Here is a 14263-nt window from a genome sequence, read left to right as displayed (position 1 = left end):
ATGGCCAAGTACCTGCTGCTGAAGCACTACCGGAGCACCAAGCCCGACGACGCCGAGCACGACGTCCCGATGGACCGGTGGACGCCGGCGGAGGTCGACGCGCACATGCAGTACATGAACGACTTCGCCGACCGGCTGCGCGAGTCCGGTGAGCTCGTCGACAGCCGGGCGCTCGCCCAGGACGGCCTGTGGGTGCGCCACGACGGTGAGGGGAGGCCGCCGGTGACGGACGGGCCGTTCGCCGAGACCAAGGAGCTGATCGCCGGGTGGATGATCATCGACGTCGACTCGCAGGACCGGGCGATCGAGCTGGCGGGCGAGCTGTCGGCGGCGCCGGGAGAGGGCGGGACGCCATACCGCGAGTGGCTGGAGCTGCGGCCGCTGCTGGAGTCCGCGCCGACCGTCACCGAGTGAGCGGGACGAGACGAGTCGGTCCATGGACGACGTCACGCTGCGGGAGCTGATCCCCGCGGTGATCGGCGTCCTCGTCCGGCGCGGAGCAGACTTCGCGTCGGCCGAGGACGCCGTGCAGGAAGCGCTGGTCAAGGCCCTGGAGGTCTGGCCGACGGACCCGCCGCGCGACCCGCGGGCGTGGCTCGTGACCGCGGCGTGGCGCAAGCACGTCGACGCCGTCCGATCCGACCAGGCGCGCCAGGCGCGGGAGGTGCTCGTCCACGAGGAACCCCCGCCGGGCGGCGTCACGTCGGTCGACGACACCCTGCAGCTCTATGCGCTGTGCGCGCACCCCTCGCTCACGCCGGCGTCCGCGGTCGCCCTCACGCTCCGCGCGGTCGGCGGACTGACGACGCGGCAGATCAGCGAGGCCTATCTCGTGCCGGAGCGGGCCTTGGCGCAGCGGATCAGCCGCGCCAAGGCCCGTCTCGTCTCGGTCGACCTCGCCGGCGAGCCGCGCGACGTGGGCACCGTGCTGCGGGTGCTCTACCTCGTGTTCAACGAGGGCTACTCGGGGTCGGTCGACCTCGCGGCGGAGGCCATCAGGCTGACCCGCCAGCTCGTCGCCCTCACGGACGACCCTGAGGCGATCGGCCTGCTCGCCCTCATGCTGCTGCACCACGCGCGCCGCCCTGCCCGGTGGACCGCAGCCGGGGCTCTGGTCACGCTGGCCGAGCAGGACCGCACGCTGTGGGACACCGCCCTAATCGCCGAGGGCGTCGACCTCCTGCAGGGCGCGCTCGCGCGAGATCGGTTGGGGGAGTACCAGGCTCAGGCCGCCATCGCAGCGCTGCACGCGGACGCCCAGCGGGCCGACGAGACCGACTGGGTGCAGATCGTCGAGTGGTATGACGAGCTCGTGGCGCTCACCTCCTCGCCGGTGGCCCGCCTCAACCGGGCGGCCGCGGTGGGCGAGGCGGACGGCCCAGCTGCGGGGTTGGCCGCTCTGGCCGAGCTGGACCCGGGTCTGCCGCGCCACACCGCTGTGCGCGCCTATCTCGAGGCGAAGGCCGGCAACGCCGCCAAGGCGGCCGAGCTCTATCTCGCGGCAGCGCGCTCGGCCACGAACGCGGCCGAGAGGGTCCACCTGACCGGCGAGGCGGCCAGGCTTCGGGGCTGAGCGGCGGCGCAACGGGGACGTCCGTGCTCGCTGGGCGGGCACGAACGTCCCCGTTGCGGTCCGCCAGGTGACGGCGAGAGGGGTGGCGGCGAGAGGGGGATGGGTCAGGTGCGGGCGGCGGCCTCGAGGAGGGTGGTGGCCGCCATACGCAGGCCGTCCATCGTCGACATGGCGGCGTCCTCGTGCTCGATGTTGATCACCATGTCCTCGTCCACCTCCTTGAGCGCGCGCAGCACCTCGACCCAGTAGTCGACCCCGTGGCCGGCCCCGACTGCCACGAACCGCCATGCCGGGTCGTCGGGCCAGGACGCGCACCAGTGGTGGTAGCCCACGGGCACCTTGTCCTCCGCGTCGGGCGGGACGGCGCCGAAGTCGACGTCGAGCACCCCCTTGGTCCGGACCCCGTCGAACAGCGCGACGTCCTTGGCCGCCGCGAAGAAGACCCGGTCGCCGAGCGTGCGGATCACCGTGGGGACGTCCATCTGCTGCCACATCAGGTGCGAGGTGTCCATCTCCACACCGACGTTCGTGGCGCCGGTCTCGTCCAGCAGCCGCTGGTAGGTCGTGGTGTTGAAGACCAGGTTGCGCGGGTGCAGCTCGAGGGCGACGCGCACGTCGTGGTCGCGGGCGAAGCGGTCGATCTCGCGCCAGTAGGCCACGGCGATCGGCCACTGGTGGGCGAGGATCTGCTGGTCCTGGCCGTGCCAGGCGTTGACCACCCAGGTCGGCAGCGTGGCGCCGGGCTCGGCACCGGGCAGGCCGGACACGGTGATGACGTGCTCGGCCCCGAGCAGCGCGGCGAGCTCGATCGACCGACGCAGGTCGTGGTCGTGCTTGGGCCCGTCTGAGGCGTTGGGGGACAGGGGATTCCCGTTGCAGTTGAGGGCGGTGAGCTCCATGCCGCGCTCGGCATACAGCCCGAGGTAGTCCTCGCGCGCGGAGGCCGACGCGAGCAGGCCGTCGACGTGGAGGTGCGGGACGGGGATGAAGCCGCCGGAGTTGACCTCGACCGACGTCAGCCCGAGGCCGCGCAGGGTGTCGAGCATCTCGGGGACGGACTGGTCGGCCAGGCAGGCGGTGTAGGCGCCGAGCTTCATGGTCACAGCTCGTTTCCGGGGGAGGGGACGGTGACGGCGGCGCCGCCGGACCGGTGGGACCGCACGACGGCGTCGACGACGAGCATCGTGCGGTAGGCGTCGGTGAAGGACGCGTTGGGCGGCGTGCCGCCGTCGATCCCGAGCACCTGGTCGAGGAAGGCGCGGCATTCGTAGGCGAACATCTCGGCGTTGCCGCCGCCGTTGCCGGCGGCCTGCATCGGGTAGCCGCCGTTGAAGTAGGGCAGGTGCGGGCCTGCGATGATCCGGCGCTCGCCACGGGTGGCCGCGGCGGGCTGCTCGTCGTCATAGACGTACTCCGCGGGACGGTGCCAGTCGACCGCCGCACGCCCGTTGAGGCCGTAGACCTCGAGCCGCAGGCCGTTCGGCATCCCGAAGGCCGTGCGCGAGCAGGCGAGCGTGGCCGCCGCGCCGCCGGCGAAGCGCGCCGTGAAGGTCGCGGTGTCCTCGTTGGTCACCGGCCCCATCTCGTCCGACACGGGCGCGGCCCCGTGGCCGACGACGAAGCCGAGCGGCGTGGGGCGCTCGCCGACCTGGATCGACAAGGTGCCGCCGGCGACGGACTCGATGGGCCCGCAGACGAATTCGGCAAGGTCGATCAGGTGGGCCCCGACGTCCGCGAGCGCGCCGCTGCCCAGCGGGCCGGTGAAGCGCCAGGTCAGGGGACCGCGCGGATCGCACGCGTAGTCGCAGTCGTAGCGTCCCTCCACCAGCGACAGCGGGCCCAGGTCGCCGTCGGCGACGTGCTGGGCGACGCGGGCCATGGCGGGGTTGCGGCGATGGGTGAAGCCGACGCCCGTCACCACGCCCGCCTCGCGCGCGGCGCCCCCCTCGAGCTCGGCCATCGCGCGCCCGTCCTCGAGCGTGCCCGCGAGCGGCTTCTCGCAGAAGGCGTGCTTGCCGGCGCGCACCAGCGCCTCGGCGATCGGACGGTGCAGGTCGTTGCCGACGACGATCGAGACGACGTCGATGTCGGGGTCGTCGACGATCTCCTGCCAGCGTCTCCGAGGCCACCCGCAGCCTGGTCCTGGCCGCGGCGGATCGCCTTGGCTACCAGCCCGATCGGCGCGCCCGCGGGCTGCGGGAGCGACGCAGCCGGGTGGTCGGGGTGACCCTCAGCCTGCGCCAGACCTTCCACGCGGCCCTGGTCGAGAGCCTGTATGCCGCCGCAGCCGGCCAGGGCCTCGACCTGGTCCTCAGCGCGACGACACCCGCTCGCGACGTCACCGCCGCCGTGGACAGCCTCCGGCACGAGCGGTGCGACGCGGTGCTGCTGGTCAGCCCCGACGTCGACGCGCGCACGTTGGCCGAGCTCGGCTCCCGGCAGCCGACCGTGGTGGTCGGCTCCGACCTGACCGCGCCGGGTGTCGACACGGTCCGGGCGGACGACGACGCCGGTATGGCGCTGCTCGTGGGTCACCTCCACGAGCGGGGCCACCGCACCATCAGCTTCGTGGATGGCGGGGACGCCGCGATGAGCGCCACGCGCCGCGAGGGCTACCGCCGGGCGATGCGGGCCCACGGCCTTGAGCGCGAGATCGACGTGCTGCCAGGCGATCCCAGCGAGGACGCGGGCGTGCGCGCGGCGGCCGCCCTGCTGCGACGCCAGTCACCCCCGTCGGCCGTGCTCGCCCACAACGACATGATCGCGACCGGCCTGCTGCTGGCGTTGCGGTCGGCCGGGGTCGCCGTGCCGGAGGGGCTGGCGGTGGCGGGCTACGATGACACACGGCTGGGCGCGCTGTCGAGCATCGCCCTCACGACCGTCTCGCAGGACCCTGCCCGCCTCGCGGAGGAGGCCCTGCTCCTGGCGGTGGCCCGCGCCGGCGGCTCCGGTGTGAGCGGCTCCGGTGTGAGCGGCTCCGGTGTGAGCGACGCGGCCGGCGAGGCTGCAGTGGTCGTGCCGCCGCGGATCGTCATACGCAGCACGACCTGAGCGTCCCCCTCCGCCACCGCGCGAGTGGGGACGTCCGTGCCCGGGATCCGAGCATGAACGTCCCGGTCGTGCCGCGGGGCGCGGGCGCGCAGGTCAGCGAAAGACGGCGTCCAAGGACGGGATCCGCTCGCGGTAGCCCGCCAGCAGCAGCCGCGCCGTCACGACCGAGTCGACCAGCGGGTGCAGCGCAAAGGCCTGCAGCGCCAGCGCCTCCGACCCCTCCTGGGCCGCGCGGATGGCCAACGACTCCACCGCCTTGACCTGTTGCACGAGTCCCAGCGGGTGACCGGTGAGGGGCACGGCCGACAGCGGCTGCGGGCCCGACGCGTCCACCACGCACGGCACCTCGACCACGGCGTCGGCGGGCAGGCCGGGGAGGGTGGTGCCGTTGCGCACGTTGAGCAGCATGGCTGCGCGTTCGTTGCGGGCGATCGCCGCCATCAGCGCGAGCGCCACACCCTCGTAGCCGCCGCCCGCCACGTCCGCGGCGTCCCGCTCCTCGCCCTCGGACCGCGCCTCGGCCATGTAGGTCTCGTCCCGCTCGCGCCGGGTCCGCACCCACAGCTCGTGCGCCCGATCCGGTGAGTCCCCCACGGCACGATAGAAGTCCGCCTGGGAGCGCAGGAGATACTCGCCGCGCGTCTCGGCGGACCCGCGGATCCCGGCGACCGCCTCGCGGGTGAAGTAGTAGTAGTAGAGGTACTCGTTGGGGATGGCGCCGATGGTCTGCAGCCACTCGGGGCCGAAGAGCCGCCCCTCCTCGGTGGTCAGCAGCAGGTCCGGCCGGTCGAGCAGCGTGGGCAGGACGTCGACACCGTCATGCACGAGGGTCTGCAGCCAGCCGCAGTGGTTGAGCCCGGAGTAGCCGAACCGCGTCGCGTCGCCGGGCAGCCCGAGCGCGTGCGCAGCGCGGCGCCCGAGCCCGAGCGGTGAGTCGCAGATGCCCATCACGCGGTCGCCGAGGACGGTCTGCATCGCCTGCGTGATCATCCCCGCGGGGTTGGTGAAGTTGATGAACCACGCGTCCGGCGCCAGTCGCTGCACGCGCGAGGCGATGTCGAGCGCCACCGGGAGGGTGCGGAGCCCATAGGCCAGGCCGCCCGGCCCGGTCGTCTCCTGACCGAGCACGCCGAGGTCCAGCGCCACCCGCTCGTCGCAGGTGCGCCCCTCGAGCCCGCCGACCCGGATCGCGGAGAACACGAAGTCCGTCCCCTCCAGGGCCTCGTCCAGCGAGGTGGTGGCCGTGACCGTCGGGGCGTCCTCCCGGCCCGCCGCCATCTGCCGCAGCACCCGCTCGATCACCCCCAGGCGGCCGGCGTCGACGTCGTGCAGCACCAGCTCGTCGACGCGGCGGTCGTGCCGGTCGCCGAGGAGCGCGCCGTACACGAGGGGGACGCGAAATCCCCCACCGCCCAGGATGGTCAGTCTCATGCCGTGATCACCTCCGTGCCGCGCTCCGCAAGGGCGGCGAGCACCTGCGGGTCGGCCCTGTCGTCCGTCACCAGGGTGTGTATGCCGTCCGCCCCGCACACGCGCAGGGTGCCGTGGCCGGGCAGCTTGCTGTGGTCCGCGAGCAGCACCACGCGGTCGGCGCTGCGCATCATGGCCCGCTTGACGGGGACCTCGACGAGGGTGGTGTCGAGGACGTCGCCGTCGGTCGTGATCCCGCTCGTGCCGAGAAAGGCCGTGGCGGCGCGGACCTGGCGCAGCGCGTCCTCGGTCAGGACGCCGACCAGCGAGTGATAGGCGCGGCGCACGGTGCCGCCGAGCAGCACCAGCTCCACGGTGCGGTCGTGCCGCAGCTCGTCGAGGACCGCCAGCGAGCTCGTGAGGACCGTGATGCGCCGGCCGCGCAGCTCGCGCGCCAGCAGCATCGTGGTGGTGCCGATGTCGAGGAGCACGACGTCGCCGTCGGACACCAGCTGGGCCGCGCGACGGGCGATGGCGTGCTTGTGGCGCAGCTCGTGGGTCGCCACCCGCTCGAAGGGGACCGGCTCGTCACGCGCCAGGTCGTCGGGTGGCAGCCGGGCCCCGCCGTGCACGCGGACGAGCCGCCCGGTCCGCTCCAGCTCGGCCAGGTCGCGCCGGATGGTGGCCGCGCTGGCCCCCGCCCGCGACGCGAGGTCGGCCACGGTGGTCAGCCCGTGGGCGCGCAGGTGCTGCATCAGGGTGGCCTGGCGCAGCTGCTTCACGGGCCCAGGGTAGCGCTCACCGGCGATCAGGGGCGAGCACAACCGTGCAACTAGTGCTCGCTTTTGCTTGCATCCGCGCAGCGCACGGACGATCATGTGACCACCTTTTGATCCGTCCCTCTCAGCGATGCGAGGCAGACAGCCAGGCAGACAGCGAGGCAGACACGTGACTGGCCAGACCGGCCCCTCCGGCACGTCCTTCGACCCGCTCGCGGGGTTGCGTCATCCCGGCGAGCCCGAGATCGACGTGATGCTGCACGGGATGGTCTTCCTCGACATCATCTTCAGCGGGCTGAACCGCATCCCCGAGGGCGGCGAGGAGATCTGGGCCGACGGCATGGGGTCCTGCCCGGGCGGGTCCGCCAACCTCGCCGTGGCCAGCGCCCGCCTGGGGCTGCGCACCGGCCTGGCGGCGGCGTTCGGCGACGACGCCTACGGCGACTTCCTGTGGAGCACGCTGCAGGACCAGGAGGGGGTGGACCTCGGCTGCTCCCGCCGTTTCGAGCACTGGCACACGCCGGTGACCGTCTCGGTGTCCCACGCCGGGGACCGGCGGATGATCACCCACGGGCACGACGCCCCCATGTCGGCCAACGACCTCATCGGCACCCCGCCGCGCAGCCGGTCCGTGCTGTTCGACCTGCCGCCCGCCGACGCCCCGGACGAGCTGCAGTGGATCGACGCGGCGCGCGAGCAGGGGTCGCTGCTGTTCGCCGACGTGGGCTTCGACGGCACGGGCCGGTGGGACCAGCGCGTCCTTGAGCCGCTCGACCGCTGCCACGCGTTCACGCCCAACGCGGTCGAGGCGATGGCCTACACCCGGACCGACACCGCCTACGACGCCCTCTACGCGCTGGCCGACCGGGTGCCGCTCGCCGTCGTCACCAACGGCGCCCACGGCGCGCTCGCCATCGACGGGTCCACCGGCGAGGAGGCCATGGTCCCGGCGCTGCGCGTCGAGTCGATCGACCCGACGGGGGCGGGCGACGTCTTCTGCGCGGCCTTGTCCCTCGGCACCCTTGCCGGCTGGCGCCTCGATGACCGCCTCGCCTTCGCCGCCCTGTGCTCGGCGCTCGCGGTCCAGCAGTTCGGCGGGTCCCTCGCCGCCCCCGGGTGGGGCGACATCGCGGACTGGTGGCACGCGCAGCGCCAGTCCCCGTCCCCGACGGCGCTGCACAAGGCGGTGCTGCGTCGATACTCGTTCCTGGACGACCTGGTCCCCGACGTCCCGCCGAGCGCGGTGCGCCGGGCGGCTGCCACCATTGCCCGACGGTCCGACGCGACCGCGGCCCTCTCGAAGGAGTCAGCATGAATCGCAAGGCATGTGCCGCCGTGGTCGCGGTCGCCGGGACGGCCCTCGCGGCCTGCGCACCGGGCTCGTCCGGCTCCGGGGGGAGCGCCGCGTCCTCCCAGAGCACCGAGCGCGCGGTCAAGACCGACGCCGCCCAGCTCGGCGACGTCACCCTGACGCTGTGGGACCAGGAGGTCCGCGGCGGCGGCAACGCCCAGCTCACCAAGAACATCGCGAGCTTCCAGGCGAAGTACCCCAACATCAAGATCAAGCGGGTCTCGCGGTCCTTCGACGACCTGGTCAAGACGCTGCGCCTGGCCCTGACCGGCAACGACGCCCCCGACATCGTGCAGGCCAACAACACGCGCTCGCAGATGGGGCAGTTCGTCAAGGGCGGTCAGCTCGTGCCCCTCGACCCGTGGATGAAGGCCTACGGCTGGGACAAGCGCTACAGCCAGTCGCTGCGCTCGGTCGTGTCCTACTCCCCGGACGGCAAGACCTTCGGCTCGGGCAACCTCTACGGCCTGCCGCAGGTGGGCGAGGTCGTCGGCGTCTACGTCAACAAGGACAAGCTCGCCAAGGCCGGCCTGCAGCCGCCGACGGACTGGGCGTCCTTCGAGTCGTCCCTGGCGACGCTCAAGGGCAAGGGCGAGACCCCGCTGATGCTCGGCAACCTCGAGAAGTGGCCGGCCGTGCACGTCTTCGGCGTCCTGCAGGGGCAGCTCGCCAAGCCGGACGAGATCCGCAAGCTCGGTTTCGGCAACCCGGGGGCGTCATACACCTCCGACGGCAACAAGCAGGCCGCCGGCAAGCTCGTCGAGTGGGTGGACAAGGGCTATTTCAACCAGGGCTTCAACGGTCAGGACTACGACCCGGCCTGGCAGGCCTTCACCAAGGGTCAGGGGGCCTACCTGATCGCCGGGACGTGGCTGCAGGCCGACATCTCCAAGGCCATGGGCGACAAGGTCGAGTTCATGCTGCCCCCGCCCGCGCAGGCCGGCGGCAAGACCTACACGACCGGCGCCTCGGGTCAGCCCTTCGCGATCACCAGCAAGGCCAAGAACCCCGACGCCGCAGCGGCCTTCATCAACCACATCACCACCCCGGAGGCGATGAAGGTCATCGCCGAGACGGAGAACCTCCCCGTCGTCGACACGGCCGAGCAGAAGGCTCCGAACCCCCTGGGCCAGCAGGTCTTCACGGCGTTCGCCACGACCACCAAGGACGACGCGCTGCTGCCCTACCTGGACTGGGCGACCCCGACGATGAGCGACACGATCGGGGCGGCGCTGCAGGACATGATGGCCAAGAAGGCCACGCCCGACCAGACGCTCGACAAGCTGCAGAAGGACTACGCGGACTTCACGGGTGGCCAGGGCTGACATGAGCGCGAGCACCCGCAGCCCGAGGCTCTCCCGGCGGTCCGGTGGTCCCCCGGGCGAGCCTCGGGCGATCGGGTGGGCGTATGCCGCTCCCGCCCTGCTCGTGTATGGCGCCTTCCTGCTCTACCCCTTGCTGCGATCGGTCCAGATCTCGCTCTACGACTGGGACGGGCTGACGCTCGGCACGTGGGTGGGGCTGGACAACTACGCCCGCGTGGTGCAGGACGAGGGGTTGCGGGCGGCCTTCGGCCACGCGCTGGTCCTCATCGTGTTCTTCGCCGTCATACCCCTGGTCGTCGGCCTGCTCCTGGCCGCGATCCTCAACCGGGCCAAGGTGCGGGGGCTGACCTTCTTCCGCACGGTCGTCTTCCTCCCGCAGGTCGTGGCGATGGTCGTGGTGGCGGTGGCCTGGCGGCGCATCTACGCCCCCGAGGGCACGCTCAACTCGGTGCTGTCAGCGGTCGGTCTCGGCGACCTGGGGCGGGCCTGGCTCGGCGACTACGCGCTGGCCCTGCCGGCCGTCGGCCTCATCGGCACGTGGTTCGAGACGGGGCTGGTCACGGTGCTGATGCTCGGGGGGATGGGCCAGATCGACAAGGCGCTCTACGAGGCGGCCCGCCTCGACGGCGCGGGGCCCGTGCGCGAGTTCTTCGCGATCACCCTGCCGGCCGTGCGCGGCGAGATCTCGGTGGCCCTGACCCTGACGGTGATCGCGGCCCTCAAGACCTTCGACCTCGTCTACGTCACGACGCGCGGCGGCCCCGGCAACCAGACCTCCGTCCCGTCCTACGAGGTCTACCACCGGGCCTTCGAGACCGGGCAGGTCGGGCTCGCGTGCGCGATCGGGGTGACCTTGACGGTGATCGTCTTCGCCATCTCCTTCCTGATCACCCGGGTCGTCGAGCGGGGGGAGTCATGAGGATCAGCCGCGGCGAGCAGCTCGCCAACTACGTCATCCTCGGGGTCTTCGCCCTCTTCGCGATCTATCCCATCCTCACCGTCGTCATCGGCGCCTTCGGGCACGACGCGGGCTCGCCGGGCGGTCTCGCCAACGTCGGGGCGGCCTGGGAGCAGGGGCACTTCGCGAGCCTGATGCGCACCAGCGTGCTCGTCTCGGCGCTGGTGCTGGCGATCGCGACGCCGCTGTCGATCATGGCGGGATATGCCCTGGGCGCCTTGCGCTTCCGCGGGCAGACGGTGCTGTTCTACGTCTTCCTGCTGGGCATCATGATGCCGGCGGAGGCGATCATCGTGCCGCTCTACTACGACCTGCGCTCGCTGGGGTTGACCAACACCATCTGGGCGATCGTGCTGCCGCAGGTGGCGCAGTCGGTCGCCTTCGGGACCTTCTGGTTGCGCACCTACTTCCGCTCCTCCAGCCGCTCGATCGTCGAGGCGGCCCGCCTGGACGGCGCGACCAGCTGGCAGACGCTGTGGCGCGTCCTCGTGCCGCTCGCCCGCCCCGCGATCACGACCCTGCTGGTCCTGACCTTCATGTGGACCTGGAACGAGTTCCTCATCCCGCTGGTCATGGCCAGCACCGACGAGCTGCGCACCGCACCGCTCGGGCTCGCGTTCTTCCAGGGGCAGTACACCCAGGGCTTCACCCTGCTCGCCGCCGGCGCCGTGCTCGTCGCGCTGCCGGTGGTCATCGTCTACCTCTTCCTGCAACGCCACTTCATCGCCGGGATGCTCGAGGGCGCCGTCCGCGAGTAGTCCGGTTCCAACCCCCAGAAGGAGCACGGCATGGCACCACATCCCGCGGGACGTCGACGAGGACGCGCCGCACTCACCACCCTGGCCGCCGTCACGGCAGCTCTCACGGCCGGCACCACGGCCATCGGCAGCGCGGTCGCCGCCCCCTCGGACGACCACGCCGACGCCCGCTCCGACGCCCGCAACGGCAGCCTCCAGGCCTTCGCCCGCGGGCCCGGCCAGCAGGTCCGGGACACGTCCATCGGGACTCCGGTGGACCTCGGCCTGCTCTACATCGGAGCCCATCCCGACGACGAGGCGGGCACCTTGTCCACGCTCGGGCTCTGGCGCCAGCGGTATGGCGTGAAGAGCGGCGTGGTCACCGTCACGCGCGGGGAGGGCGGCGGCAACGCCGCCGGGCCCGAGGAGGGTCCGGCCCTCGGTCTGCTCCGCGAGGCGGAGGAGCGGCGGGCCGTCGGCAAGGCCGGCATCACCAACGTCTACAACCTCGACAAGGTCGACTTCTACTACACCGTCTCCGAGCCGCTGACCCGCAAGGTCTGGGGTCACGACGACACCCTCGCCCGCACCGTCCGCATCATCCGCCAGACCCGGCCCGAGGTGCTGATGACCATGGACCCAGCCCCGTCGCCGGGCAACCACGGCAACCACCAGGAGGCCGCGCGCCTCGCCGTCGAGGCCTACCGCGCCGCCGGTGACCCGGCGCGCTTCCCTGAGCAGATCACCACGGAGGGCCTCAAGCCCTGGGCGCCCTCGCGGCTGCTGACCCGGTCCTTCGCCGGCACCTCGTCCACCGGCCCCACCTGCGGCTCCACGCTGGTGCCGCGGGACGCGACGCGTGACGTCTATGGCGTGTGGGGCGGCGAGCGCGCCCCCGACGGGCGCACCTGGGCCGCCGTGGAGCGTGAGGCCCAGCGGCAGTACGTCACCCAGGGCTGGGCCGGCTTCCCCGACGTGCCGACCGACCCGACCAAGATCGGCTGCGACACGATGACGCAGATCGAGTCGCGGGTGCCGATCCCCGAGCCCGGCTCCGCCGCCGCGACGGCCGCTGACGGCGCCATCGCCGGGGCGCTCACCCGCCCCGCCGGTGCCCTGCCGCTCGGCACCGGCGCCGTCCTCACCACCGACCAGGCCTACATCCAGCCCGGCGGCCGGGTCACCGGCACGCTCACGGTGACCGCCCCCGCCGCGCAGGCCCTCACCGGACTGCAGGCTCAGCCGACCCTCCCCGACGGGTGGACCGTGCAGGCCGGCACCCTCCCGACCCGCCTCGCGGCGGGCCGAACCGCTCAGGTGCGCTTCACCCTGACCGCGCCGAGCGGTGCGGCCACGGGCGCGCGCTCGCGCCTCGCGGTGCGCCTCACGTCGGCGCAGGGAAGCGGCTATGTCGACCGGTCGATCCTCGTCGCCCCGGCCGTCACCGCCCACCAGCAGTGGCTGCCGCAGGTGGAGCAGTTCGAGGCCTGGACCCGCGACGTGCAGGTGCCCCAGCTGAGCGGCACCGTCGCCCCTGTGCTCACCGTGGCCAGCGGCGGGCGGCGCGACATACCGGTGGTGGTCACCAACTCCTCCGGCAGCACCCAGTCCGGCCAGGTGACCCTCAAGCCACCGGCGGGCTTCTCCGTCGCCCCGGCCAGCCGGGCGTACGGGCCGCTCGCGCCCGGGGCCAGCGCCACGGTGACCTTCACCGTGACCAACACCGAGGCGACGCTCAAGACGGGCGCGCCGGGCGGGGACTACGCCTACACCCTCGAGACGACCAGCTCCACGGGCACCGCCAGCACCCCGCAGGCCCTCGAGCTCGTCCCGCAGACCGTGGCGCCCAGGGCCAAGCCGACCCTCGACGGCGTCGTCTCCGCCGGGGAGTATCCCGGTGCGGCGCTGGACATCTCGCGCGTCTGGGAGGGCGCGGCCTGCGACTCGGCCGCCGACTGCTCTGGCCAGGCGTGGGTCAGCTGGGACGATGACACGCTCTACGTCGCCGCCACCGTCGTCGACGACACCAAGGGCACGGCGCTCGCCACCAACGACTGCAAGCGGCACTGGCGCACCGACTCCCTGGAGATCGCGATCGACCCGCGCGGCACCTCGGAGAACACGTCGACGACCTTCAAGGCCGCGATCCTGCCGTTCACCGCGGAGGGGCCGGCGTGCGCGCTGCGTGACGCCGACAACCACCAGGGGCCGGCCGCGCAGACGGCGCCCGGCATGCGGTGGGCGGTCAAGCCCAGCGGTGTCGGTGGCGGCTACACCGCCGAGGTGGCGATCCCGATGAGCGAGCTTCCGGCAGCCGTGGACCCGGCTCACCTGGGGCTCAACATCCTTCCCTACGACTCCGACACGCAGGACAAGACCGGGCAGACCCGCATCGGCTGGTCCGTGTGGGGCGGCGTGCAGGGTGACCCCTACCGCTGGGGTCAGGTGCGGCTCGACGGCTACACCCCTCCGGCCGGTCGCTCGACCACGCCGACCGAGCCGGTGATCCCGCTCGAGGCGCTGTCCTCGCTCGACTCGCCGCAGTCCGTGGCCCAGGCCGTCGTCGACAACGTCGCCCTCGCGGGTGGTCCGTCGGCGACCCTGCGCACCGGTGGCTGGATCGAGTCGGTGCGACCGGCGTATGGCGAGGCCGTGGTCACCGTGCGTGCGGCGCGCGCCGGCGTGGCCCACGTCTCGCTGATGGACGCCTCTGGCGTGCTCGGCCGCCGGACCGTCGAGGTGCCCGGTCGCGGGACGCTCGCGGTGCGGGTGCCGGTCACGCGCCCGTCGGTCGGCACGCCGACCGCGCTGGTCGGGTGGGACGGCCCGGGCGACACGACCCTGTCGTCCTCCGTCACCCCGTCGCGTCCGCGTCGGTAATCCCTGGTGCTGCAGGGGCGCTCACCGCATGGTGGGCGCCCCTGAGGGCCACCACCTGACCCCCTCACCCCCCGCCACCGCCGCCCCATCTTTGGGGAGCTTCGGTGTCGCCATAGCGTCACCATCCTTCCCCGGTGTCGGGGTCGCCTCAGCGGCTGCGCTGCTTCGGCACCGGTGACAAAAGGTCGCGTGATCGCGA

At 72.7% G+C, this 14263-nt stretch carries 12 protein-coding genes; 8 read left to right on the top strand and 4 right to left on the bottom strand.

Annotated features, from left to right (window positions below; all coding sequences use genetic code 11):
* Both GGG17_RS01825 and GGG17_RS01820 read left to right on the top strand, forming a co-directional pair.
* The gene (locus tag GGG17_RS01825; RefSeq protein WP_154592094.1) at positions 1-414 is read left to right on the top strand and encodes a YciI family protein; all 414 of its coding nucleotides are present in this window, start codon (positions 1-3) and stop codon (positions 412-414) included.
* Positions 415-436: 22 nt separating this feature from the next.
* The gene (locus tag GGG17_RS01820) at positions 437-1573 is read left to right on the top strand and encodes an RNA polymerase sigma factor (protein ID WP_154592093.1); all 1137 of its coding nucleotides are present in this window, start codon (positions 437-439) and stop codon (positions 1571-1573) included.
* Positions 1574-1677: 104 nt separating this feature from the next.
* Here GGG17_RS01820 and GGG17_RS01815 read toward each other — a convergent pair whose 3' ends face one another.
* Positions 1678-2670: a sugar phosphate isomerase/epimerase family protein gene (locus GGG17_RS01815; protein ID WP_154592092.1), complete on the bottom strand. Its 993-nt coding sequence runs from the start codon at positions 2668-2670 to the stop codon at positions 1678-1680.
* A 2-nt stretch (positions 2671-2672) separates the two neighbouring features.
* Positions 2673-3677, bottom strand: a complete 1005-nt coding sequence (locus tag GGG17_RS01810) for a Gfo/Idh/MocA family protein (protein WP_311966360.1) — start codon at positions 3675-3677, stop codon at positions 2673-2675.
* Positions 3678-3796: 119 nt separating this feature from the next.
* On the opposite strand from GGG17_RS01810, the gene GGG17_RS01805 reads away from it, so the two are divergent.
* The gene (locus GGG17_RS01805; protein ID WP_195849078.1) at positions 3797-4624 is read left to right on the top strand and encodes a LacI family DNA-binding transcriptional regulator; all 828 of its coding nucleotides are present in this window, start codon (positions 3797-3799) and stop codon (positions 4622-4624) included.
* Positions 4625-4717: 93 nt separating this feature from the next.
* Here the strand turns inward: GGG17_RS01805 and GGG17_RS01800 are convergent, their stop codons facing one another.
* Together GGG17_RS01800 and GGG17_RS01795 are read right to left on the bottom strand one after the other, a co-directional pair.
* Positions 4718-6055, bottom strand: a complete 1338-nt coding sequence (locus GGG17_RS01800; RefSeq protein WP_154592090.1) for a 6-phospho-beta-glucosidase — start codon at positions 6053-6055, stop codon at positions 4718-4720.
* The gene (locus GGG17_RS01795; RefSeq protein ID WP_311966347.1) at positions 6052-6816 is read right to left on the bottom strand and encodes a DeoR/GlpR family DNA-binding transcription regulator; all 765 of its coding nucleotides are present in this window, start codon (positions 6814-6816) and stop codon (positions 6052-6054) included. The genes GGG17_RS01800 and GGG17_RS01795 overlap by 4 nt, the downstream gene beginning before the upstream one ends.
* A 166-nt stretch (positions 6817-6982) precedes the next feature.
* Between GGG17_RS01795 and GGG17_RS01790 the strand changes: the two genes are divergently transcribed.
* Genes GGG17_RS01790 through GGG17_RS01770 form a run of 5 tightly spaced genes read left to right on the top strand, consistent with a single transcriptional unit; the run spans position 6983 to position 14064 of the window.
* Positions 6983-8128 carry a carbohydrate kinase family protein gene (locus tag GGG17_RS01790; RefSeq protein WP_375804492.1) on the top strand — a complete coding sequence of 382 codons (1146 nt, stop codon included), beginning with the start codon at positions 6983-6985 and terminating at the stop codon, positions 8126-8128.
* Positions 8125-9489, top strand: a complete 1365-nt coding sequence (locus GGG17_RS01785; protein WP_154592088.1) for an extracellular solute-binding protein — start codon at positions 8125-8127, stop codon at positions 9487-9489. The genes GGG17_RS01790 and GGG17_RS01785 overlap by 4 nt, the downstream gene beginning before the upstream one ends.
* Position 9490: 1 nt before the next feature.
* Complete coding sequence (locus tag GGG17_RS01780) at positions 9491-10408, top strand: carbohydrate ABC transporter permease (RefSeq protein ID WP_154592087.1); 918 nt, start codon at positions 9491-9493, stop codon at positions 10406-10408.
* On the top strand, positions 10405-11205 hold the full coding sequence (locus GGG17_RS01775) for a carbohydrate ABC transporter permease (RefSeq protein WP_154592086.1): 801 nt from the start codon (positions 10405-10407) through the stop codon (positions 11203-11205). The genes GGG17_RS01780 and GGG17_RS01775 overlap by 4 nt, the downstream gene beginning before the upstream one ends.
* Before the next feature lie 30 nt (positions 11206-11235).
* On the top strand, positions 11236-14064 hold the full coding sequence (locus GGG17_RS01770; protein ID WP_154592085.1) for a sugar-binding protein: 2829 nt from the start codon (positions 11236-11238) through the stop codon (positions 14062-14064).
* Positions 14065-14263 lie beyond the last annotated feature (199 nt).

This window comes from Arsenicicoccus cauae, assembly GCF_009707125.1.
Classification (GTDB): Bacteria; Actinomycetota; Actinomycetes; order Actinomycetales; family Dermatophilaceae; genus Arsenicicoccus; species Arsenicicoccus cauae.
Note: the sequence above shows the minus strand (reverse complement) of the source record. Positions and strands in the feature narration are given on the sequence as shown.